28 protein-coding genes are annotated in these 25,440 nt (G+C 53.8%); 4 read left to right on the top strand and 24 right to left on the bottom strand.

The window, feature by feature from the left end; all coding sequences use genetic code 11:
• Nucleotides 1-132 precede the first annotated feature (132 nt).
• On the top strand, nucleotides 133-1,098 hold the full coding sequence (gene ldtC, locus AC2FAK_RS14050) for a L,D-transpeptidase LdtC (RefSeq protein ID WP_048971496.1): 966 nt from the start codon (nucleotides 133-135) through the stop codon (nucleotides 1,096-1,098).
• A 73-nt stretch (nucleotides 1,099-1,171) separates the two neighbouring features.
• Here the strand turns inward: ldtC and bhsA are convergent, their stop codons facing one another.
• On the bottom strand, nucleotides 1,172-1,429 hold the full coding sequence (bhsA, locus tag AC2FAK_RS14045) for a multiple stress resistance protein BhsA (protein WP_013097102.1): 258 nt from the start codon (nucleotides 1,427-1,429) through the stop codon (nucleotides 1,172-1,174).
• A gap of 244 nt (nucleotides 1,430-1,673) precedes the next feature.
• On the opposite strand from bhsA, the gene AC2FAK_RS14040 reads away from it, so the two are divergent.
• Nucleotides 1,674-2,315, top strand: a complete 642-nt coding sequence (locus AC2FAK_RS14040; protein WP_013097103.1) for a TetR/AcrR family transcriptional regulator — start codon at nucleotides 1,674-1,676, stop codon at nucleotides 2,313-2,315.
• A gap of 55 nt (nucleotides 2,316-2,370) precedes the next feature.
• Here AC2FAK_RS14040 and AC2FAK_RS14035 read toward each other — a convergent pair whose 3' ends face one another.
• The 8 genes from AC2FAK_RS14035 to hinT all read right to left on the bottom strand — a co-directional run bounded on the left by AC2FAK_RS14035 (nucleotide 2,371) and on the right by hinT (nucleotide 8,459).
• Complete coding sequence (locus tag AC2FAK_RS14035) at nucleotides 2,371-2,910, bottom strand: glycine zipper 2TM domain-containing protein (RefSeq protein WP_013097104.1); 540 nt, start codon at nucleotides 2,908-2,910, stop codon at nucleotides 2,371-2,373.
• A 193-nt stretch (nucleotides 2,911-3,103) separates the two neighbouring features.
• Nucleotides 3,104-4,408: an NAD(P)/FAD-dependent oxidoreductase gene (locus tag AC2FAK_RS14030; RefSeq protein ID WP_013097105.1), complete on the bottom strand. Its 1,305-nt coding sequence runs from the start codon at nucleotides 4,406-4,408 to the stop codon at nucleotides 3,104-3,106.
• A gap of 238 nt (nucleotides 4,409-4,646) precedes the next feature.
• Nucleotides 4,647-5,189, bottom strand: a complete 543-nt coding sequence (gene ycfP, locus AC2FAK_RS14025) for an alpha/beta hydrolase YcfP (RefSeq protein WP_013097106.1) — start codon at nucleotides 5,187-5,189, stop codon at nucleotides 4,647-4,649.
• A gap of 34 nt (nucleotides 5,190-5,223) precedes the next feature.
• A complete protein-coding gene (gene nagZ / locus AC2FAK_RS14020) occupies nucleotides 5,224-6,249 on the bottom strand; it encodes a beta-N-acetylhexosaminidase (RefSeq protein ID WP_038979819.1) in 1,026 nt (341 codons plus the stop codon).
• An 11-nt stretch (nucleotides 6,250-6,260) separates the two neighbouring features.
• On the bottom strand, nucleotides 6,261-7,085 hold the full coding sequence (thiK, locus tag AC2FAK_RS14015) for a thiamine kinase (protein WP_095455651.1): 825 nt from the start codon (nucleotides 7,083-7,085) through the stop codon (nucleotides 6,261-6,263).
• Nucleotides 7,066-7,710 (bottom strand): penicillin-binding protein activator LpoB, encoded by a 645-nt coding sequence (gene lpoB, locus AC2FAK_RS14010; RefSeq protein ID WP_104668931.1) that lies wholly within the window; start codon nucleotides 7,708-7,710, stop codon nucleotides 7,066-7,068. The genes thiK and lpoB overlap by 20 nt, the downstream gene beginning before the upstream one ends.
• Before the next feature lie 13 nt (nucleotides 7,711-7,723).
• Entirely contained in the window at nucleotides 7,724-8,098 is a 375-nt protein-coding gene (locus AC2FAK_RS14005) for a YcfL family putative periplasmic lipoprotein (protein ID WP_023621894.1), read from the bottom strand.
• Between the two features lies 1 nt (nucleotide 8,099).
• Nucleotides 8,100-8,459, bottom strand: coding sequence for a purine nucleoside phosphoramidase (hinT, locus tag AC2FAK_RS14000; protein ID WP_095455650.1), 360 nt, complete (start codon nucleotides 8,457-8,459; stop codon nucleotides 8,100-8,102).
• A 351-nt stretch (nucleotides 8,460-8,810) separates the two neighbouring features.
• On the opposite strand from hinT, the gene fhuE reads away from it, so the two are divergent.
• Entirely contained in the window at nucleotides 8,811-11,000 is a 2,190-nt protein-coding gene (fhuE, locus tag AC2FAK_RS13995) for a ferric-rhodotorulic acid/ferric-coprogen receptor FhuE (protein ID WP_062856427.1), read from the top strand.
• A gap of 84 nt (nucleotides 11,001-11,084) precedes the next feature.
• Here fhuE and ptsG read toward each other — a convergent pair whose 3' ends face one another.
• From ptsG to yceD, 14 genes are all read right to left on the bottom strand, one after another.
• The gene (gene ptsG / locus AC2FAK_RS13990; protein WP_020689598.1) at nucleotides 11,085-12,518 is read right to left on the bottom strand and encodes a PTS glucose transporter subunit IIBC; all 1,434 of its coding nucleotides are present in this window, start codon (nucleotides 12,516-12,518) and stop codon (nucleotides 11,085-11,087) included.
• A gap of 297 nt (nucleotides 12,519-12,815) precedes the next feature.
• A complete protein-coding gene (locus AC2FAK_RS13985) occupies nucleotides 12,816-13,610 on the bottom strand; it encodes a metal-dependent hydrolase (protein WP_020689599.1) in 795 nt (264 codons plus the stop codon).
• Nucleotides 13,611-13,620: 10 nt separating this feature from the next.
• Nucleotides 13,621-14,625 (bottom strand): DNA polymerase III subunit delta', encoded by a 1,005-nt coding sequence (holB, locus tag AC2FAK_RS13980; RefSeq protein ID WP_095453157.1) that lies wholly within the window; start codon nucleotides 14,623-14,625, stop codon nucleotides 13,621-13,623.
• Nucleotides 14,622-15,263 carry a dTMP kinase gene (gene tmk / locus AC2FAK_RS13975; protein ID WP_013097116.1) on the bottom strand — a complete coding sequence of 214 codons (642 nt, stop codon included), beginning with the start codon at nucleotides 15,261-15,263 and terminating at the stop codon, nucleotides 14,622-14,624. The genes holB and tmk overlap by 4 nt, the downstream gene beginning before the upstream one ends.
• Entirely contained in the window at nucleotides 15,253-16,275 is a 1,023-nt protein-coding gene (gene yceG, locus AC2FAK_RS13970) for a cell division protein YceG (RefSeq protein ID WP_095455649.1), read from the bottom strand. Before yceG ends, tmk begins: the two co-directional genes overlap by 11 nt.
• Before the next feature lie 2 nt (nucleotides 16,276-16,277).
• On the bottom strand, nucleotides 16,278-17,087 hold the full coding sequence (pabC, locus tag AC2FAK_RS13965; protein WP_095455648.1) for an aminodeoxychorismate lyase: 810 nt from the start codon (nucleotides 17,085-17,087) through the stop codon (nucleotides 16,278-16,280).
• Between the two features lie 122 nt (nucleotides 17,088-17,209).
• The gene (fabF, locus tag AC2FAK_RS13960) at nucleotides 17,210-18,451 is read right to left on the bottom strand and encodes a beta-ketoacyl-ACP synthase II (RefSeq protein WP_028028098.1); all 1,242 of its coding nucleotides are present in this window, start codon (nucleotides 18,449-18,451) and stop codon (nucleotides 17,210-17,212) included.
• Nucleotides 18,452-18,542: 91 nt separating this feature from the next.
• Nucleotides 18,543-18,779, bottom strand: a complete 237-nt coding sequence (gene acpP / locus AC2FAK_RS13955; RefSeq protein ID WP_003857954.1) for an acyl carrier protein — start codon at nucleotides 18,777-18,779, stop codon at nucleotides 18,543-18,545.
• A 154-nt stretch (nucleotides 18,780-18,933) separates the two neighbouring features.
• Nucleotides 18,934-19,668: a 3-oxoacyl-ACP reductase FabG gene (gene fabG, locus AC2FAK_RS13950; protein ID WP_095453159.1), complete on the bottom strand. Its 735-nt coding sequence runs from the start codon at nucleotides 19,666-19,668 to the stop codon at nucleotides 18,934-18,936.
• A 12-nt stretch (nucleotides 19,669-19,680) separates the two neighbouring features.
• Nucleotides 19,681-20,610: an ACP S-malonyltransferase gene (fabD, locus tag AC2FAK_RS13945; protein WP_014831447.1), complete on the bottom strand. Its 930-nt coding sequence runs from the start codon at nucleotides 20,608-20,610 to the stop codon at nucleotides 19,681-19,683.
• Between the two features lie 15 nt (nucleotides 20,611-20,625).
• Entirely contained in the window at nucleotides 20,626-21,579 is a 954-nt protein-coding gene (locus tag AC2FAK_RS13940) for a beta-ketoacyl-ACP synthase III (RefSeq protein WP_013097122.1), read from the bottom strand.
• 6 nt (nucleotides 21,580-21,585) lie between these two features.
• A complete protein-coding gene (plsX, locus tag AC2FAK_RS13935; RefSeq protein ID WP_063411321.1) occupies nucleotides 21,586-22,620 on the bottom strand; it encodes a phosphate acyltransferase PlsX in 1,035 nt (344 codons plus the stop codon).
• 80 nt (nucleotides 22,621-22,700) lie between these two features.
• On the bottom strand, nucleotides 22,701-22,874 hold the full coding sequence (rpmF, locus tag AC2FAK_RS13930; RefSeq protein ID WP_003857964.1) for a 50S ribosomal protein L32: 174 nt from the start codon (nucleotides 22,872-22,874) through the stop codon (nucleotides 22,701-22,703).
• Nucleotides 22,875-22,890: 16 nt separating this feature from the next.
• Nucleotides 22,891-23,412 carry a 23S rRNA accumulation protein YceD gene (yceD, locus tag AC2FAK_RS13925; protein WP_013097124.1) on the bottom strand — a complete coding sequence of 174 codons (522 nt, stop codon included), beginning with the start codon at nucleotides 23,410-23,412 and terminating at the stop codon, nucleotides 22,891-22,893.
• A 140-nt stretch (nucleotides 23,413-23,552) separates the two neighbouring features.
• On the opposite strand from yceD, the gene AC2FAK_RS13920 reads away from it, so the two are divergent.
• The gene (locus tag AC2FAK_RS13920; protein ID WP_095455647.1) at nucleotides 23,553-24,137 is read left to right on the top strand and encodes a Maf family protein; all 585 of its coding nucleotides are present in this window, start codon (nucleotides 23,553-23,555) and stop codon (nucleotides 24,135-24,137) included.
• 95 nt (nucleotides 24,138-24,232) lie between these two features.
• On the opposite strand, the gene rluC is transcribed toward AC2FAK_RS13920, so the two are convergent.
• Nucleotides 24,233-25,180, bottom strand: coding sequence for a 23S rRNA pseudouridine(955/2504/2580) synthase RluC (gene rluC, locus AC2FAK_RS13915; protein ID WP_028028073.1), 948 nt, complete (start codon nucleotides 25,178-25,180; stop codon nucleotides 24,233-24,235).
• Nucleotides 25,181-25,440 lie beyond the last annotated feature (260 nt).

The following is a 25,440-nucleotide window of genomic DNA, read 5'->3' as shown; positions in this document are numbered from 1 at the left end:
TTGCGCCATGCTACCGGGGGAACAATTTACAAACTCTTTTCACTTCACCCGATCTTCCCGACAGACCCCTTCGCCATAATTATCACTAACCGTTATAAAACAATCACCCTGTCATTTATATGGATTATAGTGATGATGACCTCTTCGCGTTTCACTCGCTGGATAACCGTGTTAGCGCTGGCCGCAACGGTCGCGGTTGTACTTCCCGCTCGCGCAAACACCTGGCCACTCCCGCCTGCAGGCAGTAAGGTGGTTGGGGAAAACCGTTTTCATGTGGTTGAAAACAATGGTGGATCGCTTGAGGCGATTGCCAAAAAATATAACGTCGGCTTTCTGGCCTTACTGCAGGCCAACCCCGGCGTTGACCCTTATGTCCCGCGCGCTGGCAGCGTGTTAACCATCCCGCTGCAGACGATTTTGCCGGATGCGCCGCGCGAGGGGATCGTGATAAACCTTGCCGAACTGCGTCTTTACTATTACCCGCCCGGTAAAAATGAGGTAACCGTATACCCTATTGGTATTGGCCAGTTGGGCGGCGACACGCTGACCCCGACGATGGTTACCACCGTATCAGACAAGCGTGCAAACCCAACCTGGACGCCAACGGCCAATATTCGTGCCCGCTATAAAGCGCAGGGGATCGATCTGCCCGCCGTTGTACCGGCCGGCCCGGATAACCCAATGGGCCACCATGCCATCCGCCTCGCGGCCTATGGCGGCGTGTACCTGTTACATGGAACGAACGCGGACTTTGGTATTGGCATGCGCGTCAGCTCCGGCTGTATTCGTCTGCGCGATGACGATATCAAAACGCTCTTCAACCTGGTTACGCCGGGCACCAAAGTGAACATCATTAATACCCCGATCAAGGTCTCTGAGGAGCCAGGCGGCGTGCGACTGGTTGAAATTCACCAGCCTTTATCGAAAAACATTGATGACGATCCGCAGACGCTGCCAATCAACCTGAATGCGGCGATGGTGAGTTTTAAAACCGATGCAAGGACGGATGGCATTGTGATGGAGCGGGCAATGGAAGCACGTTCGGGCATGCCGACTGACGTCACACGACATCATGGTGTCGCCCAGCAGTCGATGTAAACCCAAACGCAAAAACGCCCTGCACATGCAGGGCGTTTTTTTAGCAGTGGCATAAATGAGGGTTTAGCCAGGCTTATTTGTAAATAACAGCGGTACCGTGAAGGGTGTTAGGACCGGTTACAGAGGTAATGCGGAACGATTTCGCACCCATCTCATCCGCTTTTTGCGCCAGCTGGTCTTCCAGTGAACCCAGGTTAGTCCCGGCGCTGGCAGAGATGGTCCCTACTTTATGCTGGTCAGCAGGCGTTGACTGGACTTCCACAGCAGCAAAGCTTGCGAAAGAGAGTGAGCTAAGAACAGCAGCGGCGATGAGGGTTTTTACGTTTTTCATGATTTTTACCTTTGGCAGATGAATTTTGAGGTCGTTAGCTATTTAGTTAACGATCGATAGGTAAATGATAGATGTGATCCAGCTCACACGTCAATATGTTTTTATAACGACCATTAAATTAATTTTAATTCCGTTATTTTTCATACCCATATGATTAATTTATTTTTCAGAAAACAGCACTGGTGGTGAAATGCGTTTATTTTTATAATGGTTATTCAACAAACCAACAGAGGACCAACGGCAAATGACAACCGATGTCACGAGTTGTGCGAAGAAAAGCCGTGGCCGACCAAAAGTGTTCGACAGGGATGCAGCGCTTGATAAGGCCATGACTCTCTTCTGGCAACATGGGTATGAAGCGACTTCGCTTTCCGATCTGGTAGAAGCCACCGGAGCCAAAGCGCCGACGCTGTATGCGGAATTCACGAATAAAGAGGGGTTGTTCAGGGCGGTACTGGACCGATACATCTCTCGCTTTGCATCGCGATACGAAGCACAGCTGTTTTGTGAAGAGAAAACGGTTGAGCAGGCACTGCATGACTATTTCACCGCCATCGCCACCTGCTTCACCAGCAAAGAGACGCCCGCGGGCTGTTTTATGATTAACACCTCCGCGACGCTTGCGGCCTCCTCGAAAGAGATCGCCAATACGGTGAAATCGCGTCATGCCATGCAGGAGGAGACGCTCAGCACCTTCCTGGCCCAGCGCCAGCAGCGTGGTGAAATTCCGGCGCATTGCCGCCCTCAGGAATTAGCACAATACCTGAGCTGTATTTTACAGGGGATGTCGATTAGCGCCCGAGAAGGGGCGACGCTGGAAAAACTGCAGCATATCACCGAGACCACCCTGCGACTGTGGCCCGAACTGCTTAAAATCCAGGGCTAAAAAAAAAGCTCCTCAGCCTGAGCGCTTGAGGAGCTAAGTTCAGAGAACATCTTTTTTACGCTTTGTTATTCAGTACCAGCTGGCCATTTCCATCCAGCGGAATTTGTGTGCCAGGGTCTCTGTCCATACGGATTTTGCCCTGCTGGTCACCAATTTTGTACGTCACGTCATAACCCAGCATTTTTTCCGACTTGTCATAGACGGTTTTACAGCGCTGCTGTGTCGTGGTGTACGTATCGTTATCCTGCATTGCGCCCTGCACCTGGTTACCGGCATAGCCGCCACCCAGCGCACCGACCACGGTCGCCACATCTTTACCACGGCCGCCACCAAACTGGTGACCAATCACCCCGCCTGCCACCGCGCCCAGCACAGAGCCGGCAATACGGTTTTCATCCTGAACCGGACGACGATGGGTGACAGAGACGTTACGGCACTCCTGACGAGGCGTTTTAACTGTTTCTTTAATGGGGGTTGCAGAAACCACCTGCGCATACTGTGGGCCGCGATTCAGTACGTTGAGACTGGCAACGGCAGCCACACCTAACGCAGCAGCGACGCCAATCCCTATACCCGCCAACATTGATTTATTCACGGGACTTCCTCCTTTGTTGCTATTGGTAACAATTTTGCAATGCAGGCTACGCTTCGCCAATAAGACAAAGGCTCAAAAAAGTGGCTTTCAGGAGAGTAACAGGGCGTTTAGGAGAACTCTTAAGCACTCAATCTGTGATGAGCAGCATGATATGCTAAAAAAACCCTCCGGAGGGCCCGGAGGGAGAGAAAAATTAGTGCAGCTTCAGACGTGGACGGATCACGCGGTTGATTCGTCCTACCAGCATCATCAGCCCGGTTTTGAAGTAGCCGTGCAGCGCAATCTGGTGCATACGGTACAGGGAGATATAGACAAAGCGTGCGATGCGCCCTTCTACCATCATCGAGCCGCGCATTAGGTTCCCCATCAGGCTGCCTACGGTAGAGAAGTTCGACAGCGAAACCAGAGAGCCGTGGTCTTTGTAGACGTAGGCCTTCATTGGCTTGCCTTTGCGCTGTGCCAGAATATTGTGCAGCACCAGGCTTGCCATCTGATGCGCTGCCTGGGCGCGAGGAGGCACGAAACCGCCTTCAGGACGCGCGCATGACGCACAGTCACCAATCGCGAAAATCTCCGGATCGCGCGTGGTTTGCAGCGTCGGCTCGGTCACCAGCTGATTGATACGGTTGGTTTCCAGCCCGCCAATGTCTTTCATGAAATCAGGTGCTTTGATACCCGCCGCCCAGACCATCAGATCCGCTTTGATGTACTCGCCATCTTTGGTGTGCAGGCCACCTTCGTCTGCGCTGGTCACCATCGTCTGGGTGAGAACACGTACGCCCAGTTTGGTCAGTTCGTTATGCGCCGCGCCAGAAATACGCGGAGGCAGCGCAGGCAGAATACGCTCACCTGCCTCAACCAGCGTTACGTTCAGCGCTTCATTGGTTAACCCTTTATACCCGTAGCTGTGCAGCTGTTTTACCGCATTGTGCAGCTCAGCGGAGAGCTCAACGCCCGTTGCGCCACCGCCTACAATGGCGATATTCACCTTGCCATTCGCACCCATGTTATTGGTGTACTTCAGGAACAGGTTCAGCATTTCCTGGTGGAAACGACGCGCCTGGTGCGGGTTATCCAGGAAAATGCAGTGCTCTTTCACACCCGGGGTGTTGAAATCGTTGGAGGTACTGCCCAGCGCCATGACCAGTGTGTCATAGGCAAGCTTGCGCTCCGGGACCAGCAACTCCCCTTTTTCGTCACGCAGCTCGGCCAGGGTAATGGTTTTGCTCTCACGGTTGATATCCACCACGGAACCCAGCTGGAACTGGAAATGGTGGTTACGTGCGTGCGCCAGATAGCTCAGCGCGTCCACGCCCTCATCCAGTGAACCGGTCGCCACTTCGTGCAGCAACGGTTTCCACAGGTGGCTGTGGTTACGATCCACCAGCGTGATTTTGGCTTTTTTGCCACGACCCAGCTTCTTACCCAACTGTGTCGCCAGCTCCAGCCCGCCAGCACCACCGCCTACAATCACTATCTTTTTCAATGGCGTAGTCAACGTGACCCCCTCAAATTATTAACCAATTGTTAATTAAAAGTTATAAAAATAACCCTTAATTAACAACAGGTTACAGCACTGAAACCATTCAGGTGCATTGAGAATACCACGTCAGGCGCATTGGTCATACCAAAATTGATGTGCATCAAGTTTTGGTGGCTTAAAAGTAGACAATTCTGCAGAAAAAGAAAGCCCGGCACGCTTTCGCGGCCGGGCCAGGGAGATCTTACGCAGTATCTTAGCCCAGTGTTTTGAAGGCTTTGATGCGCTGCAGATGCGGGGAGATGTTCTTGAATTTGTGGGTCTGTTCTTCGTCCCAGACAATTTCATAGTAGTGATGCAACAGCTCAGCCGCACGGTGGCTGTTGAGCGCCTCATCATTACGCGAAAGGATCACCAGACAGCGGTCGCGGTTCTTTTCACGGAAATTGCTGACGCACTTGGTGGCAATATCGACATACTCTTCTGGACGGTCAATCTTGCCTTCCATGTTCTCGTTCGGGAACAGGTTAGGATTGAATACCACCTGGCGAATATCGCACAGGAACCCAATCCGCTCCGCCCAGTAGCCACCCAGCCCCACGCCGCAAATCAGCGGGCGATCGTCGATGTTGAGCTGCAGCATCTTGTCCACTTCTTTGAGCAGATGCTGCATGTCATGTTTCGGATGGCGCGTGCTGTAGCTGATCAGCCGAACATCCGGATCGATAAACTGCAGTTGCAGTACCTTCTCATGATTACCAGGACTGTTTGAGTCAAAACCGTGTAAATAGATGATCATCGTCTTCTCACCACGCTACGCCTTCCGGGAGGATTTACAGGCTGGCTTTATGTGCCTGCCAGCGCTCATTCAGTGCTTCAAGCCGGGCGTTAACCGCTTTCCAGCGTGCCGAATCCATCAGCTCCTGACGGCTAAATGAACCTTTATGATACAAATGTGTAACACGCTCTGCATTGATCGGCGACAGGTTATCCAGCACGCTGACTGCGCCTTTACGATTATTGCAGACGAGGATCATATCGCAACCTGCGTCGAGCGACGCCTGCCCACGCTCCGCGTAGCTGCCCATGATCGCCGCACCTTCCATCGACAAATCGTCGGAGAAGATCACGCCGTTGAAACCGAGCTCCTGACGCAGCACGTTTTTCAACCAGTGCGGAGAACCACTCGCCGGGCGCGGGTCGACGTCACTGTAAATCACATGCGCAGGCATAATGGCATCCAGCTTGTTATCGCTAATCAGCGAGCGGAACACCGACATATCTTTGGCACGAATTTCCGCTTCCGGGCGCGGATCACGCGGAGTCTCTTTATGCGAATCCGCCGTCACGGCGCCGTGCCCCGGGAAGTGTTTACCGGTGGTTTTCATTCCTGCATCGTGCATGCCATCGATAAAGCGGGTGGCCATCTCCAGCGCAATACGGGGATCGCTATGGTAAGAGCGCTCGCCAATTGCCGCACTGATATGCCCTACGTCCAGCACCGGGGCAAAACTGATGTCGATATCCATGGCAATCATCTCGCTGGCCATCAGCCAGCCGGCCTCCTGGGCCAGATTTCCGCCCTCTTCGGTGCCGAGCAGCGCCGCGAAAGACTGGGCCGCGGGCAGACGGGTGAAGCCCTCACGGAAACGCTGCACGCGCCCGCCTTCCTGATCGACGGCCACGACCAGATGATTACGCGACGCCGCGCGGATCTGGCGAACCAGCTCACGCAACTGCGCCGGATCGTGATAGTTGCGGGTAAACAGGATGAGCCCCCCCACCAGCGGGTGCGCCAGAATTTCACGCTCCTCCGCATCCAGTTCAAACCCTTCTACATCCAACATGACTGGACCCACAGCAACCTCTCTTATCCTTTAATGTGTAACTGGCGCCAGGCATCATCTGCCAGCGCAATAAATTGTTTCTCGCCGGACTGCTGAAAACGCATTTCAAACCAGCCCGCCATCAGCATGACGACCCAGGGTCGCCAGCGTCTGACCTGACGCGCCAGCTGTCCCGCGTCCAGATGCGCAATGCGGGCGTAATCGCCGATCAGTCTTTGGCGCGCTGTATCATCTTCCACCCAGACGGCCGCCAGCTCCAGTGCCACATCCCCATCACCGGCATACTCCCAGTCGATAAGCCTGATGCCGGTGGACGTATGCACAATATTTCCGGCATGAACATCCATGTGTAATGGCGACAGCCGAAGCGGCTGAGGCTCTCCCGCAGTGCGTAACCGTTTAAGCTGCGCAAGCCACCGTGGGGTACGTCTGTCCGGTGAGGCTCGCTGCCAGTATTGTTCCAGCAAAGGGAGCAGCGTGACTCGCCACCCCAGACACGGCTGATGGTGCAACTGACAGAGCGTCGTCGCAAGCGTTGCGTTGTCAGGCAGCGTATGCCGGATCTCCCCTGCCAGATACTCTACCGCCATCCAGCCCTGTGTGAAAAAGCGCGGGGCTGGCACGAGATCCGCCGGTAGACGCTTCAGGGCACGAAACTGACGGCGAAAATGGGAAACGGGGGCTAAGGGATCGTGGTGATGACGCAACACCAGACGCTGCTCGCCCTGTTCCAGAATGCAACTCGCGCCGCCAAGCCCGGAGTGGGCCTGCGGCGCGATAAGACGATACTGCGGAAAATAACGCGTGAGGATCGCTTCACGCGTGCAGTCAGAGTTGCGTAACCGCACCTTTACCTGACCAGATAATCTCGCCTGTCTGGACCAGCATCAGCTGCATCTGCAGGGCTGGCGTATTCACGTTACCGGTGGCATTAGAGTACAGCACATACTGCGCACCAACGTTACGGGCAATCCCCATCGCCTTACTGCGCGTACCGAGGCTGTCCTGTGGCGACAGACCAAGCTGCTGTTTGGCTACTGCCAGCTGCTGTGCGGAAACCAGCGTAAATTTACCGTTATTGGCCAGTGCATTGCGCAGGGTTTCTGTCGCTTCCCCGGCATTGAGTGAACCGTTAGTCCGGTTATTTACGCTATCCACCAGCAGTACGCTGCCTGCCGTCACGCCCTGCGCCTGCAGCATTTTGCCCACCATCGGTTGCATCGCACCGTTCCAGTCATAATGACGCACGCGCGGCGTTGGCTGGGAGGTCTGGTCCGGATGTTCAATCGGGCCAGGCTGCGACGGGATCGTCGGTACAGACGGCACGGTTGGCTGCGGTTGCGTTGGCTGTGTCGGCTGCTCCGTACCCGGTTTTGCCTCGTCCACCGGCGCAGGCTGTTCGGTTCGCGTCACACATCCTGCAAGGAACAGTGCAAAAGCTGTCACGAGCGCATAACGGCTCATATTTTTAATCAAGGTTCACCTCTTACAGATAAAGATAAAGTCTCACCTTATGCGCACCCAGATAGTTGGCGCTACCATAGAGCGTTACCGACGATCCTGCCGGAATGGTCACGCTGCGCGGCGCTTCCAGCGGGTGCATTTCAAGACCCCGTACGTCATACCAGAAGAAACGGTAGTGCACCGTCACCGGTTCGTGTCTTTCGTTAAAGAGCGTAGAGGACGCAGAAGATTTAATTTCACTGATGGTCAACGTAGGTTGTTCTGCGGTGATGCCCGCGGCAAGTACCGAGGACTCCATCACCAGCGTCTGTTCATCACTGACGGGAATGGCCGGGCGCGTGCTGCATCCCACCATTACCAATGTCATTGCCAGCGCTGCAATACGCCCTTTTAACATGTCAAAGACCTTTATGTGACAGCATCGGTCCCAGAGGACGCCCACCCAGAAGATGCATATGAATATGATAAACTTCCTGACCACCATGGCGATTACAGTTCATGATCAAACGGTAACCGTCTTCAGCAATCCCCTCCTGCTCGGCGATTTTCGCGGCTACCGTCAGCATACGGCCTAACGCCACTTCATGCTCGGCTTTTACGTCATTGACGGTGGGAATCAGAATATTTGGAATGATAAGGATATGAGTCGGAGCCTGAGGATAAATATCTCTGAAAGCCGTCACCAGCTCATCCTGATAAACGATATCCGAAGGGATTTCGCGGCGGATAATTTTACTGAAAATGGTTTCTTCAGCCATGACCTGTTCCTTTGTAGTTTAATCTGGCGTGGTGCGTCCGCTATTAACACAATCTCTGCATGAGTGTGTGGCACAATGGAAGAGTATGAGCGACTTTCTCCTGTCCTTTCAACCTTCTCCCCGGATTTCTTTCCTGAAAGCGTTTCAGCTGACTGAAGAGTAACCGCTCTCGACGCTTCACCACCTGAAACATAATTTCATTTCCTTTTGACACATCTGTTTACAGTGCTAATCACAATGCGTATATTTCGCATTTGCATTTTCATGCGCATTTTTAACATAGAAAACGACGTCAGCCCGTTCTCACGGGACTGTCGCACTCACCTTTCACCATTCAGTAAGGGTTTGATGATGTCTTTCATTTATCACACCAGGGATGGGCAACCGCAGCCAGCCGCCACGCCTTCGTTGCTGGCTGCCTGTATTGCTATGGCATTGATGCCAGCCGTCAGTTTCGCCGCCTCAGCGACCGAAGATACCGTGGTTGTCGAGGGCGGTTTTGATAACGCACAGGACCCGTCCAGCAGTCAGGATACGGACTACAGCGTTAAGACCACCACCACGGGGACGAAACTGTTACTGGTTCCCCGCGATATTCCGCAGTCCGTCAGCGTCATTAGCCAGCAGCGTATGGCAGATCAGAATCTGCAATCCCTCGGCCAGGTGTTAACTAACACCACCGGCGTCACCGCGCAGGTACAGGACAGCGACCGGACGGTATTTTACTCGCGCGGCTTCTTTGTCAGTAACTATGCGTATGATGATCTGCCAACCTCCATCAGCGAAGTATGGAACTTTGGCGACACCGCCGCCGATACCGCCATTTACGATCGTATTGAAGTGGTACGCGGCGCAACCGGCCTGATGTCCGGCACGGGAAATCCCGCCGCCTACGTCAACATGGTACGTAAGCATGCAGACAGCAATGAATTTAAAGGCAATGTCTCCGCCAGTTACGGTAGCTGGGACAAACAACGCTACGTGCTGGATCTGCAGGCTCCGCTGGTAGAGTCGGGTAACGTGCGGGGTCGTCTTATTACGGGTTATCAGGACAACGACAGTTTTGTTGATAACTACCACTACCGCAAAAAGTTCCTCTATGGCGTGGTCGATGCGGACGTGACTGACAGCACCACCCTGTCTGTGGGCTATGAATATCAGGAAAGCGATACCGATAACCCAACCTGGGGCGGCCTGCCAACCTGGTACAGCGATGGCAGCAAAACCCATTACAACCGCAGCCAGACCGTTGCACCAGACTGGGCTTATTCAGATAAAGACAACACCCGTATTTTCGCCAACCTCACCCAACGCTTCGACAACGGCTGGGAAGCCCACATCAACGGCATGCATGCCGACACCAACTTCGACAGCAAACTGATGTATATGTCCGGCTACCCGGATAAAGAGACCGGTGCGGGTATGGTCGGATATGGCGGCTGGAACCGCGGTGAACGTAAGCAGGATGCGGTGGATGCCTTCCTGCGCGGCGGTTTCGATCTTTTCGGTCGCCAGCATGAGATGATGTTTGGCGGTAGCTTCAGCCGCCAGCGTAACCACTATGACAACACCATGCCGGACGCGCTGTACGGCATGGTTGACGTGGGTAACTTCAAAAACTGGAACGGGAATATCGCCGATCCGCAGTGGACCCCCTGGAAGCTTTACAGTCAGGATGATATCCGCCAGTCTTCAGCCTATACCTCAGCCCGCTTCTCGCTTGCCGATCCGCTATCTCTGATCCTCGGTGCGCGTTATACCCATTACAACATTCGCTATAACCCGGCGGGCTCCCCGGACACCCGCCTGGAAAGCAGTAAGGATGATGTAACGCCATATGCGGGCCTTGTTTATGATATCAATGAAGACTGGTCAACCTACGTCAGCTATACCTCCATCTTCCAGCCTCAGGACAAACGTGACGCCAGCGGCCGCTACCTGGACCCGACAACGGGGAAAAGCTATGAAGCCGGGGTGAAAGCAGACTGGTTTAGTACGCGCCTGACCACCTCGCTCGCCCTCTTCCGCATTGAGCAGGATAATGTGGCGAATAATACCTACACCTACATGCCCAGCGGCGAGTCAATTTATGAATCTCTGGATGGGGTCGTCAGTAAAGGGATCGAGTTCGAGCTAAACGGCGCCCTGACCGATAACTGGCAGCTGACCTTCGGCGCAACCCGCTACATTGCTGAAGACAAGCGCGGCAACGCGGTAAGTTCCGATCAGCCTCGTACCACAATGAAGCTCTTTACCCGTTATCAACTGCCCATGCTACCTGCACTGGCAGTGGGCGGCGGGGTGAACTGGCAGAATAAAGTCTGGAACGATGTAGATGGCGGCCCGGCAGGTCGATCACGGGCAGAACAAGGCAGCTACGCGCTGGTTAACCTGTTTAGCCGGTATCAGGTGACTAAAGATTTTGCTGTCCAGGCTAACGTCAACAACCTGTTCGACAAAGAGTATTACGACTACGTCGGCTCTTATGTGGTATATGGCGCGCCGCTGAACGTCTCTGTAAGCGCGAGCTACGACTTCTGAGTGTTCAGCCGCTACCCGGCATAACAAAACTGCAGGCATAAAAAAGGCAGCCATTCGGCTGCCTTAGTCTCCCCAGGTCACAGCTTAGCTGTTGCGGATGTATTCATCCATTTCGGTTTTCAGGTTATCGGATTTGGTACCGAAGATTGCCTGAACACCAGAACCTGCAACAACCACACCCGCTGCGCCCAGTTTTTTCAGACCCGGCTGGTCTACTTTCGCAACATCGGCAACGCTCACACGCAGACGAGTGATACACGCGTCCAGGTTAGTGATGTTCTCTTTACCGCCGAATGCTGCAACCAGTGCCGGAGCCATTTCGCTGGTCGCGCCTGCTTTGCTGTCTTCTGATGCATCTTCACGACCTGGCGTTTTCAGGTCCAGTGCTTTGATCAGCACGCGGAAGATGGTGTAGTAAACAACGGCGTAGCACGCACCCACGATTGGGAACAGCCACAGTTTGCTGCTGTTACCGGACAGAACGATGAAGTCGATCAGACCGTGTGAGAAGGACGTACCGTCACGCATACCCAGCAGGATACAGATTGGGAACGCCAGACCCGCCAGAATCGCGTGGATAACGTACAGGATCGGCGCAACGAACATGAAGGAGAACTCGATCGGCTCGGTGATACCGGTCAGGAACGAGGTCAGCGCTGCGGAGATCATGATACCGCCCACTTTTGCACGGTTCTCTGGTTTAGCAGAGTGCCAGATTGCAATTGCCGCGGCTGGCAGACCATACATTTTGAACAGGAAGCCACCAGACAGTTTACCTGCAGTTGGGTCACCCGCCATGTAACGTGGGATATCACCGTGGAACACCTGACCCGCTGCGTTGGTGAATTCACCAATCTGCATCTGGAATGGAACGTTCCAGATGTGGTGCAGACCAAATGGCACCAGGCAACGCTCGATGAAGCCGTAGATACCAAACGCCACTACCGGGTTCTGATAAGCAGCCCACTGAGAGAAGGTCTGGATTGCCGTACCGATTGGTGGCCAGATGAAGGACAGGATCACACCCGTGAAGATCGCTGCCAGACCAGAGATGATCGGAACGAAACGCTTGCCCGCGAAGAAGCCCAGATACTCAGGCAGCTTGATGCGATAGAAGCGGTTAAACATGTACGCTGCAATCGCACCGGAGATGATACCGCCCAGAACACCGGTATCCGCCAGGTGTTTCGCTGCGATCTCTTCAGCAGGTAAATGCAGAACCAGCGGTGCAACCACAGCCATGGTTTTCACCATGATGCCGTAGGCAACCACAGAAGCCAGCGCAGAAACGCCGTCGTTATTGGTGAAGCCCAGAGCAACACCGATAGCGAAGATCAGCGGCATGTTAGCAAAGACAGAACCGCCTGCTTCGGCCATTACGTGGGACACTACGGCTGGCAGCCAGCTGAAGTTTGCAGAACCGACACCCAGCAGGATACCTGCGATAGGCAGTACGGATACTGGCAGCATCAGCGATTTACCGACCTTTTGCAGGTTAGCAAATGCATTCTTAAACATAATTGAGAGTGCTCCTGAGTATTTGTGCTTTTTTTACGCTTTCACGCATTGGCCCGGGGGGAGTACCGTGCCGTGGACAGGACATCTAAGCGCCCTTTATTTATTACACAGAGTAAAATAATTCCCTCTGAGTTTGTTTGACGGCTATCACGTTTCAGCTTAAGACGGTCGAAAAACTTTCAGTTATTTACAAAAAGTATTTCTGGATGTGTCTAAAAACACCATCACCGCCCCAAATGAGGCGGTGAACTTTACTCGTTTTAACTATTAATTACGAGCCTAAAAAAAACAGGTGTATCAAACAGATTGCAGGCGGGCGGGGTCAATATGGAACAGTGTAGAGAAGTTTTCCGTCGTGACGCGGGCCAGCTCTTCGATACTGACACCCTTCAGAACGGCCATGTATTCAGCCACGTCTCTCGTCATTGCTGGCTGGTTTTCTTTACCGCGATGCGGTACCGGAGCCAGATAAGGAGAGTCTGTTTCCACCAGAATACGATCGAGCGGAACATAACGCGCAGCATCGCGAAGCTGCTCAGCGTTACGGAACGTCACGATCCCGGAAAACGAGATATAAAACCCTAAATCAAGCAGTTTTCCCGCCGTTTCTCTGTCTTCTGTGAAACAGTGTAGTACGCCACCGCAATCCGTCACGTTTTCTTCCCTGAGGATCGCCAGGGTATCGGCGCGGGCATCGCGGGTATGAACGATAACCGGTTTGTTAAGCTCACGGCCAATGCGAATGTGATGGCGGAAGGACTCCTGCTGACGCGCCATGGTCTCCGGCGTGTAGTAATAATCCAGCCCGGTTTCCCCCATCGCTACCACGCCCTCTTCGGCCGCCAGACGACGTAACTCCTCGACGTCGTATGCTTCATCCTGATTGAGCGGATGCACGCCACAGGAAAAGACAACATTAGGGCGAACGCCCACCAGCTCACGCATGGTGCGATAGCCCGGCAGCGTGGTAGCCACCGCAAGGCAAAATTTCACATCGCGGGCGGCGGCTTTAGCCAGCACGTCGTCCACGTCTTTATGCAGGGATTGATAATCCAGGCCATCGAGATGGCAGTGTGAGTCGACTAAAAACATAATGTCTCTCTCAGAGATGGGAAACAGGCGGAGTAACGCCTGGTTGCAGGTAATGTTCGATACGCAGTAACTGGTCGGTCAGTACAAGCTCGCGATTAAGACCGGTTACCGTTAAAAGTTGTTCGCGGCTCTGGCAAGTATCGTGCAGGATCGCACGCAACGTGGCGCCTGGCAGACGATTCGCCAGCGTGTTTACCAGTGGCCAGACATCGGGATTGGTCAGCAGCGTGGCCCCCTGCTGGATCTTGAGGGCATCCAGAAGTAAGGCAGCCAGCCAGTGCAGACGCTCGGCAGCCTGATCGCTGTTAAGTGCAGGCAGTACGCTCAACCAGTCACCGCTCTCCAGCGCAGCGGCAACGGCGCGGCAAAGCGCTTCTCGTTGCGACCAGACGTCCGCCTGGAGCAGAGCCAGCGCCGCGGCAGGTGCGCCGCTGCTGAGGCGCAATGCGGACAACGCGCTATCCTGTGACGTTGTCACCTCACGCTCCAGCCAGCTCAGCGCCCACGATTCCTGGGGAGTCGCAAGGTGATGAAGCCGACACCGACTGCGTAACGTCGCCAGTAATCGACCCGGATCGCGGCATGACAGGAAGAACCACGTTTTTTCCGGTGGCTCCTCCAGCGTCTTAAGCAGCGCGTTTGCCGCCGCCTCGGTAAGCAACGCCGCGTCTTTCAGCCAGACGACTTTTGCGCCACCCAGTCGTGCGTGCTCGTATAATTTTTCACTGACTTCACGCACGGCATCGATACCGAGCGCACTTTTGCCCTTCTCAGGCTCCAGCGTGTAATAGTCAGGATGCGTGCCCGCCTGCATCAGCTGGCAGCCGCGGCATTTACCGCAGCTTTTGTGACCTTCTGGCTGCTGGCACATCAGAAAACGGGTGATGGCGTAGATCAATGCATCTTCACCCATGCCCGGCAATGCCTGAATCAGTAACGCATGATGCCCCCGTCCGGCCTGATAGCTGGCGATCAGCTGTTCAAAGTGCGGGCGCAACCATGGGTACCATTTCATGCCTGTTGCTCCTGTAGCCAGTGTTTGACAGTTTCCTCAATGGAACGGGTCACCTCTTCCAGGGACTGCGTCGCATCAATGGTGCGAATGGAACTGTCCTGACTGGCGAGTTCAAGATAACGCGCGCGGGTGCGATTAAAGAAGTCGAGCGACTCTTGCTCAATGCGATCCAGCTCGCCGCGCGCGCGCGCGCGCTTCAGGCCCACTTCTGGCGTTACATCCAGATACAGCGTCAGATCGGGGCGGAAATCCCCTAATACTGCATCACGCAACGTTGCCAGCATTGTCTGGTCAATTCCGCGTCCCCCGCCCTGATACGCCTGAGTCGACAGATCGTGACGGTCGCCAATGACCCACTTGCCAGCGGCCAGAGCCGGTTTGATGACCGTCTCTACCAGCTGCACGCGAGCGGCATAGAACATCAGCACTTCGGCTTTGTCAGTGATAACTTCATCGCCCACGGATTTGATATCCAGCACCAGGCTGCGCAGCTTTTCAGCCAGCTGCGTACCGCCGGGTTCACGGGTAAACACCATGTCCGCAACGCCGAGCGTTTTCAACGTTTCGATTACCACGTTGCGGGCTGTGGTTTTACCGGCTCCTTCGAGTCCCTCAATGACAATGTATTTACTGCGCATTTTTTTCCTTAAGTGCCTTCAGATAATTCTGAACGGAGCGATTATGGCTGGCAAGGTTGGTGTTAAAGGTATGCCCCCCTTTTCCATCAGCCACAAAGTAGAGATACGGTGTTTTTGCCGGATGCGCGGCCGCCTTAAGCGAGGCTTCGCTCGGCGTGGCAATCGGGCCTGGCGGCAGGCCGCTAATAACGTAGGTATTATACGCCGTCGGCGTCTCCAGATCTTTTCGTGAAATCTTGCCGCTGTAGTTCTCACCCATTCCGTAAATCACGGTAGGGTCAGTTTGCAGACGCATGCCAATGCGCAGTCGGTTGATAAAGACCGACGCCACCTGGTCGCGCTCTGAAGCCACCGCGGTCTCTTTCTCAATAATTGAGGCCATGGTGACAAACTCGTTTTGATCTTTATACGGCAGGCCATCGGCGCGCCCTTCCCACGCAGATTCCACCGCCGCGACCATTTTTTTGTGCGCACGCTTCAGGATCGCCACATCGGTTGTTCCGGCTGTATACATCCAGGTGTCAGGCCAGAACCAGCCTTCAACCCACTCGGGATGTTCAAATTCAAGTACCGCGGCAACCGTCTGGTAACTGTCATCTTTCAGCGTGTGTTTAATATACGGCGCATCACGCAGCTGTTTGAGGTAATCGCTAAGGCGCATCCCTTCAACAAACCGCAGCGGGAACTGCGCTTCTTTGCCGCTTTCCAGCAGCTGCAGCATCTCTCTGACGGTCATCCCGGGCGTGAAACGATAGGTGCCAGCTTTAAAATGAGACAGCTCAGGTTCCACACGCAATAACCACTGGAACACGCGTGGACGATTAATGATTTTATCGCCATAAAGCTGTTCACCGAGCGCCAGTCGCCCGGTTCCCGCTTTCAGGGTAAAGATTGTTTCGTCCTTAATCAGGATCTTACTGTTCGCCAGCTGGCGAACTTTCCACATTCCCGCGCCGCCAGCGATACCCAGCGCAACGATTAGAAGGAGGACAAAGCGCAACATTTTCTTCATGACTATCTGGTTTGCTCACATATCGGGGCTAAAAAAGAGAACAGCTCGCGCGATGGCAAGCAAATTTGACCATAAGCGCGGACAGGTATAACCGGCATCAGCGCGTTGCAAATAACGATTTCATCTGCTGCCTGCAACGCCTCTTCGCGTGCGTTAACTTCGACAACGTGAAAGTCAGAGCGTGCCAGTTGCTGCAAACAAAACTGACGCATGATACCGTTGACTCCCGCCTGTTCCAGCGAAGGCGTGAAAACAGTGTTGCCCTGCCGCCAGAATAAATTAGCCGCACAGCATTCCGTAATGAACCCTTCGCTGTCAAGAACCAGCGCTTCATCGGCTGTCGTCTGCTCAAGATGAGTACGGATTAGCACCTGCTCAAGACGATTGAGATGTTTTATCCCGGCAAGCATGGGGTTTCTTCCCAGACGTACCGGGCTGAGGGTCAGGGTAACGCCCTCTTCACGCCAGCGCGGATACTGGGCAGGATACGCAGAAACCGACAGGATCCGGGTGGGATGTTGGCAACTGACACCGCTATAACCCCGTCCACCGCTGCCGCGGCTGATAATGACCTTGAGTACCCCACTGGGCTTTCCGGACGCAAGCTGGCGCATTTCCTGGCGCAACGTGTCCCATTGCGTAAAGGGGATCAGTAACGTTTTGCAGGCCGTTTGCAGACGACGTATATGCGCATCCAGCAGACACACGTCGCCATCCGCAATGCGCGCCGTGGTAAAGCAGCCATCACCAAACTGAGTCGCCCTGTCGCTGGCAGGCAGAGATTCTTGCTCAAGGCCATTGATTAAAAACATGGTGGCTCCTTATGCGTGGGCGTTTAGTCTGGCAGGATGTCGTGCAGCCGACAAGAAGATTAGCCTGAATAAAAAAGGCCCGACAAGCGGACCTTTTTTTCACAGCCATAGGGTACGTAGACTCAGATCTTTTTGAAGATCAGAGAACCGTTAGTACCGCCAAAGCCGAAGGAGTTACACAGGGTGTACTCCATTCCACTCACCTGGCGCGCTTCGTGAGGAACGAAGTCCAGATCGCAACCTTCATCCGGGTTATCCAGGTTGATGGTTGGCGGAACAGCCTGGTCGCGCAGCGCAAGAATAGAGTAAATAGACTCTACAGCCCCCGCCGCACCCAACAGGTGACCGGTCATGGATTTTGTGGAACTGACCAGTACGCGGCTGGCAGATTCACCGAAGATAGACTTAACAGCCTGAGCTTCTGCTTTATCGCCCGCAGGGGTAGAGGTACCGTGTGCGTTAACGTAGCCGATTTGCGCTGGGGTAATACCCGCATCGCGAATCGCGTTTTCCATGGCCAGCGCGGCGCCCGCACCATTTTCTGGCGGTGACGTCATGTGATAGGCATCGCTGCTCATACCAAAGCCAACGACTTCAGCATAAATTTTCGCGCCACGTTTTTTCGCATGTTCGTACTCTTCCAGAACGAGCATACCTGCACCATCGCCCAGCACGAAACCGTCACGGTCTTTATCCCAAGGACGGCTTGCCGCCTGAGGATTATCGTTGCGGGTAGACAGCGCGCGCGCAGCACCAAAGCCACCCACGCCAAGCGGGGTACTGGCTTTTTCAGCACCGCCCGCCACCATAGCATCTGCATCGCCGTACGCAATCATACGCGCGGCCTGGCCGATGTTATGCACGCCAGAGGTACATGCGGTCGCGATAGAAATGCTTGGCCCACGCAGACCGAACATGATGGTCAGGTGACCCGCCACCATATTAACAATCGTGGACGGAACGAAGAACGGGCTGATTTTACGCGGTCCGCCATTCATGAGAGATGAATGGTTTTCCTCGATCAGACCAAGACCGCCAATCCCGGAGCCAATAGCGGCACCGATACGGGTTGCGTTCTCTTCCGTAATTTCAAGGCCAGAATCCTGCATGGCCTGAACGCCAGCGACAATTCCATATTGAATGAAGGCATCCATCTTGCGCTGTTCTTTGCGCGAGATGATCTCTTCACAGTTAAAATCCTTTACTAAGCCAGCAAATTTCGTTGCATAGGCGCTAGTATCGAAATGGTCGATTAGGCTGATGCCGCTCTGACCGGCAAGGAGAGCTTTCCAGGTGGACTCTACGGTATTGCCGACAGGAGACAACATGCCAAGTCCGGTCACAACTACACGACGCTTAGACACGTTTGTCCTCCAGGGAGGGATAAAAAAAGAGATTCGTGGGACTAAAAAAGATAAAACTCAGGCGGTCGAATGACCGCCTGGAGATGTTCACTTACGCCTGGTGGCCGTTGATGTAATCAATGGCAGCCTGAACGGTGGTGATCTTTTCAGCTTCTTCGTCCGGAATCTCAGTATCAAACTCTTCTTCCAGAGCCATTACCAGCTCAACGGTGTCAAGAGAATCTGCGCCCAGGTCTTCAACGAAGGAAGCGGAGTTCACAACTTCTTCCTGCTTAACGCCCAGCTGTTCGCCGATAATTTTCTTAACGCGTTCTTCGATAGTGCTCATACTCTTAAATTTCCTATCAAAACTCGCTTTCGCGATGGTTTTCGTAGTGTATAAAATGTTGAAAAATTTGCAACTAAATCCCGGCAGGTCTTACCACGATTTTACGTTATTTTGAGGCCAATCCCCCCAATAACGCAAATATTTTCGATCGTGATTAAACCATATACATCCCGCCGTTGACGTGGAGGGTTTCACCAGTGATGTAACCCGCTTCGTCAGAGGCTAAAAATGCAACCGCGCTGGCAATTTCTTTAGGGTCGCCTAAGCGGCCCGCAGGAACAGCTGCCAGCGTACCCGCACGCTGCTCATCAGTCAGCGCACGCGTCATGTCCGTTTCAATAAAGCCCGGAGCAACAACGTTTACAGTAATCCCGCGGGACGCGACTTCACGCGCCAGCGACTTACTGAAACCAATCAGACCTGCTTTCGCCGCAGCGTAGTTAGCCTGACCAGCATTTCCCATGGTACCAACCACAGAACCGACAGTGATAATACGACCATGACGCTTTTTCATCATAGCGCGCATTACCGCTTTTGACAGACGGAATACAGATGACAGGTTGGTTTCGATAATATCGTTCCACTCGTCGTCTTTCATTCGCATCAACAGGTTATCGCGAGTGATCCCGGCATTATTGACCAGAATATCCACTTCGCCAAACTCTGCGCGAATATTTTCCAGAACAGATTCGATAGATGCAGGTTCAGTCACATTAAGTACCAGACCTTTACCGTTCGCACCCAGATAGTCGCTGATGGCCTTCGCGCCATTCTCGCTGGTTGCTGTACCAATCACTTTCGCGCCGCGCGCGGCCAATGTTTCAGCAATTGCACGCCCGATACCGCGGCTTGCGCCACTGACCAGGGCAATTTTTCCTTCAAAACTCATGGTATTCCTCTTTTATTGCGAGAGTGCCGCTTCAATGGCTTCCGGCTCGTTAATCGCCGAGGCAGTCAGGGTATCAACAATACGTTTTGTCAGACCGGTCAGGACTTTCCCTGGGCCGACTTCGTAGAGGTGCTCAACGCCCTGAGAGGCCATAAACTCAACGGTTTTGGTCCACTGTACCGGGCTATAGAGCTGACGAACCAGCGCATCACGGATAGCCTCCGGCGTGGTTTCACATTTCACATCAACGTTGTTCACAACGGAAATCGTCGGTGCGTTAAAGGTAATTTTTTCCAGTTCAACCGCCAGCTTGTCAGCAGCAGGTTTCATCAGCGCACAGTGGGACGGAACACTCACTGGCAGCGGCAGCGCACGTTTCGCGCCCGCGGCTTTACAGGCTGCACCTGCACGTTCAACCGCTTCTTTATGACCGGCGATAACCACCTGGCCTGGCGAGTTGAAGTTAACCGGTGAAACCACCTGACCTTCTGCTGATTCTTCACACGCTTTTGCGATGGAAGCATCGTCGAGACCGATGATAGCAGACATGCCGCCCGTGCCTTCTGGCACCGCTTCCTGCATGAATTTACCACGCAGTTCTACCAGGCGTACCGCGTCAGCAAAGGCGATCACACCGGCACAGACCAGCGCAGAGTATTCACCCAGGCTATGGCCCGCGAGCAGGGCTGGCGCTTTACCCCCCTTCTGCTGCCAGACGCGCCACAGCGCAACGGAAGCGGTCAGCAGTGCTGGCTGAGTCTGCCAGGTTTTGTTCAGCTCTTCGGCTGGACCCTGTTGGGTCAGCGCCCATAAATCATAACCCAGCGCATCGGAAGCTTCACGGAAAGTCTCTTCGATTACCGGATAGTTTGCTGCCATTTCAGACAACATCCCAACGGTTTGAGAGCCCTGACCCGGAAACACAAAAGCAAATTGCGTCATCTTTTAATCCTTATCCTAGAAACGAACCAGCGCGGAACCCCAGGTGAACCCGCCACCGAAGGCTTCAAGCAAGACCAACTGGCCCCGTTTGATTCGTCCGTCACGTACCGCTTCATCAAAGGCGCACGGTACTGACGCCGCAGAGGTATTGCCGTGGCGATCGAGCGTCACCACAACGTTATCCATCGACATGCCCAGCTTTTTCGCGGTTGCACTGATAATACGCAGGTTCGCCTGATGCGGCACCAGCCAGTCGAGTGCGGTGCGCTCAAGGCCATTCGCCTCCAGCGTTTCATCAACAATGTGGGCCAGTTCCGTCACCGCGACCTTAAACACTTCGTTACCTGCCATGGTCAGATAGATAGAGCTATCCGGATTCACACGGTCGGCATTAGGCAGCGTTAACAGTTCGCCATAGCTACCGTCAGCATGCAGATGCGTGGAGATGATGCCCGGCTCTTCAGACTGACCCAGCAGTACGGCACCCGCACCATCGCCAAAAATAATGATCGTTCCGCGATCGGTTGGATCGCAGGTACGCGCCAGCACGTCAGCACCGATCACCAGCGCATACTTCACCGCGCCGGATTTTACATACTGATCGGCAACGCTCAATGCATAGGTGAAACCTGCGCAGGCTGCGGCAACGTCAAACGCCGGGCAGCCTTTAATACCGAGCATATTCTGCACCTGGCACGCTGCGCTTGGGAAAGCATGCGTGGCCGATGTTGTGGCAACCACGATCAAACCAATCTGATCTTTATCGATGCCCGCCATCTCGATAGCACGCTGTGCGGCTTCGTAACCCATGGTGGACACGGTTTCGTCTGGCGCGGCGATACGACGTTCACGGATACCTGTGCGCGTGACAATCCACTCGTCAGACGTATCTACCATTTTTTCCAGATCGGCGTTGGTTCGCACTTGTGTTGGCAGATAGCTGCCGGTACCAATAATCTTCGTATACATGTACGCTCAGTCACTTTTAGCTAATACAGATTCCAGGCGAGCGGCAATCCGCTGAGGGACTTGTCGCTGCACCGCCTGCACTGCCTGTTCAATGGCGACAGTAAATGCTCGCTGATTGGCGGCACCGTGACTCTTGATCACAATGCCGCGCAATCCTAACAGACAGGCGCCATTATACTGGTCGGGGTTGAGGTGACTGAATCGCCGCGTCAGGCTTTTTTGTAACCAACGCTTTAATAAAATCAGCCACCAGGCGCTTTTTTTACCTTCTCCCTGCGATTTGAGGAGAGAAAGGAACATTCGCACAACCCCTTCCATGGTCTTCAACGTCACGTTTCCAGTGAAGCCATCACACACCAGAACATCCGTTTTCCCCGTCAGCAACTCATTGGCTTCGAGATAACCAATATAGTTGATGGAGGGAACCTGTTTAAGCAATTCGGCAGCCTCACGAATGCTGTCCAGGCCTTTGGTCTCTTCTTCACCTATGTTCAGTAACGCAACACGGGGAGTGTTGATCCCGACCACTTCTTCTGCCAGCACCGACCCCATCACGGCAAACTGAGCCAGCATTGTACTATCACAATCGACGTTAGCGCCCAGATCGAGCACCACCGTTTTGCCCTTTTGCTGATGCGGGAGTACCGTCACCAGCGCCGGACGCTCAATGCCCTCAATAGGCTTGAGCAGTAATTTCGACAGCCCCATCAGCGCGCCGGTATTCCCCGCGCTGACGCAGGCCTGCGCACGTCCTTCTTTTACCAACTCCAGCGCCATTCGCATAGAGCTGCCACGGCTATTGCGAATCGCCTGCGATGGCCGGGCATCACTGGCAATAACTGACTGCGCAGGAATAATCTGCAGACGTGAACGTTGTTCGAAGTCAGCTTTTGCAAGTAATGGCGTGATTGTGTCGGGATTGCCGACTAAAAGAAGTGTGAGTTGCGAATTAGAATTCAGTGCCTGCAATGCTGCAGGCACTGTCACGGAAGGCCCAAAATCTCCTCCCATGACATCTAACGCCAGGGTTAGACGTGTCAAGGTATCGTCGCAGCCTGGTTCGGTAAATTCCCCGTTTGCACGGGGAGTTCCTCACTAAGCCTAATCACGCAAACGCGTGATTACTTAGTGATAACCTTGCGGCCGCGGTAGAAACCGTCAGCAGTGATGTGGTGACGCAGGTGTTTCTCACCAGAAGTCTTGTCTACAGACAGGCTGGTAACTGCAGTCAGCGCGTCATGGGAACGACGCATGCCACGTTTGGAACGGGTTGGTTTATTCTGTTGTACGGCCATGGACCTTACTCCTCAATTACTTACGCTTTAAGCTGGCTAATACGGCAAATGGGTTTGGTTTTTGCGCTTCATCAGGCAGTTCCCCAAAAACCATGTCCGCCTCGGACACTTCACAGTGTTCAGAATCATGCACCGGAACCACTGGCAAGGTGAGGATGATTTCATCTTCAACCAGAGCCAGAAGATCGATTTCACCGAATTCGTTAACCTCAATCGGCTCATACGCTTCCGGGAGTGCCTCAGCCTGTTCGTCAGAACGAACCGGACTGAAACAATACGTTGTGTGAACGTGCTGTGTGAACGGTTTCCCGCAACGCTGACATTCGAGCGTTACCGTCACCTTTGCATCACCGGTTAAAACGGCAAGGCGCTGGTTATCGATAGCGAACGACATGGAGCATTCCACATCACTGTCCACACTGACTACGGATTCGGCAATACGCTCAGCCTGATCGGAAGTATAGATACCTTCGTAATCGAGGCGTTTTTGAGCCGTACGAACCGGATCAAGAGTCAGGGGTAATTTTACCTTTTGCATAGGGCGCGCATATTAACTTTGTAACGTCATATAGTCAAAGAAAAAGGCAACCAGGGCTGCCTTTTGCCAATTATTCGCACACATTGCGGCCTGTAGTTTAAAATGGCTGGCATCGATACGCTATATCTGGTGATAAAAATATGCCAAATCTCGTTCTCGCTTCCACTTCTCCCTACCGCCGAATGTTGCTGGAAAAGCTCGGGATCCCGTTTGTGTGTGCCGCGCCGGACGTTGAAGAGACACCACAACCTGGCGAGTCGCCGCGTCATTTAGTGACGCGTCTGGCGAAAGAGAAAGCACAATCGCTTGCCGCACAATACCCTTCGCATTTGATTATAGGCTCCGATCAGGTTTGCGTGCTGGATGGTGTCATCACCGGTAAACCACACACCGAAGAGAATGCCTGTAAACAGCTTATGCAGGCGCGCGGCAATATTGTTACCTTTTATACCGGCCTCGCGCTCTACAACTCCGCCGTGGGCCACCTGCAGACCGAATGCGAACCGTTTGATGTTCACTTCCGACACCTGAGCGAGCAAGAAATCACTGATTATGTGCGTCGTGAACGGCCTCTCAACTGCGCCGGCAGTTTTAAAAGTGAAGGTCTTGGGATTGCGCTCTTCGAAAAGCTGGAGGGGCGTGATCCGAACACGCTGGTGGGCTTACCGCTGATTGCGCTGTGCCAGATGTTAAGACGCGAAGCGTGTAATCCGCTGACGGCGTGACTTTTTGCGGCCTGATGCCCTCACCCCGGCCCTCTCCCACAGGGAGAGGGTGCAAACATTAAAAACGGCAACTCCGTTGCCGTTTAACTTTTACCTTAGCCGCGCAGAACTTTCAGGCAGCGTTTCAACTGCTCATCCAGCGGCGCTTCAATACGTATAGTCTCGCCGGTGTTTGGATGGGTAAACTTCAGTGCTGCCGCATGCAGGAACAGACGCGACAGCCCCGTCCCCGCCAGTTGCTTATCAAATTCCCTGTCGCCATAGCGGTCGTCAAACGCAATCGGATGGCCCGCAAACTGGGTATGCACGCGAATCTGGTGGGTTCGGCCCGTCACCGGGCTACAGCGCACCAGGGTGGCAAACTCATAGCGCTCTTCTACTTTGAAGCGCGTCTCAGACGGTTTACCTTCCTGGCTGACACGAACGATTCGCTCACCGCTTTGCAAAATATTTTTCAGCAGTGGGGCCTGCACCACTTTCACGTGGGACTGCCACTGACCGCGCACCAGCGCCAGATAATCTTTCTGCATCCCTTTTTCGCGCAGTTGCTCGTGCAACGAGCGCAGGGCTGAACGTTTTTTGGCGACCAGCAGCACGCCAGAGGTGTCACGATCGAGACGGTGAACCAGTTCGAGGAAACGGGCTTCCGGGCGCAGCGCGCGCAGCCCTTCAATCACGCCGAAGCTGAGACCGCTGCCGCCGTGTACCGCCGTACCCGACGGTTTATTCAGCACCAGGATGTGGTCATCTTCATACAGGATCACATCACTCAGGGCGGCCACCTTCTGCAGCTTAGGCGACACGACCTCTTCTTCACGTTCGGCAACACGCACCGGCGGGATACGCACTTCGTCACCGGCTTCGAGCTTATACTCAGGCTTCACGCGTTTTTTGTTAACCCGCACCTCGCCCTTACGCAGGATGCGGTAAATCATGCTTTTTGGTACCCCTTTCAGCTGGGTGCGCAAAAAGTTATCGATACGTTGCCCCGCTTCATCATCGGCGATAGCAACCATTTTTACGGCTGGAGTCTCTGTTTTCATGGTTGGCGATTCTAAATATCGTCAGGCATTAGCGCCACTCATTTTTCTATGCTTATATTTACTTTTATCCGGCCTGCCCCGGTTTCGCGCAATCGATTTGGTGGTTATTAAACCAATCACCATCCTGAAGTGAAGAAACTGTGAGTAACCGGGTGATAATTGGTAAAAGTCATCTTGCTATAACCCGGCGAGCAGTGGAATAATGAAGCCGTTTTCCGCGTTAAATCCGGGTTTTGTAAGGATGTCGACGGAATGACCAA

The organism is Enterobacter cloacae complex sp. 394F7 (assembly GCF_057320385.1).
This window is presented reverse-complemented; position numbering and strand designations above follow the sequence as displayed.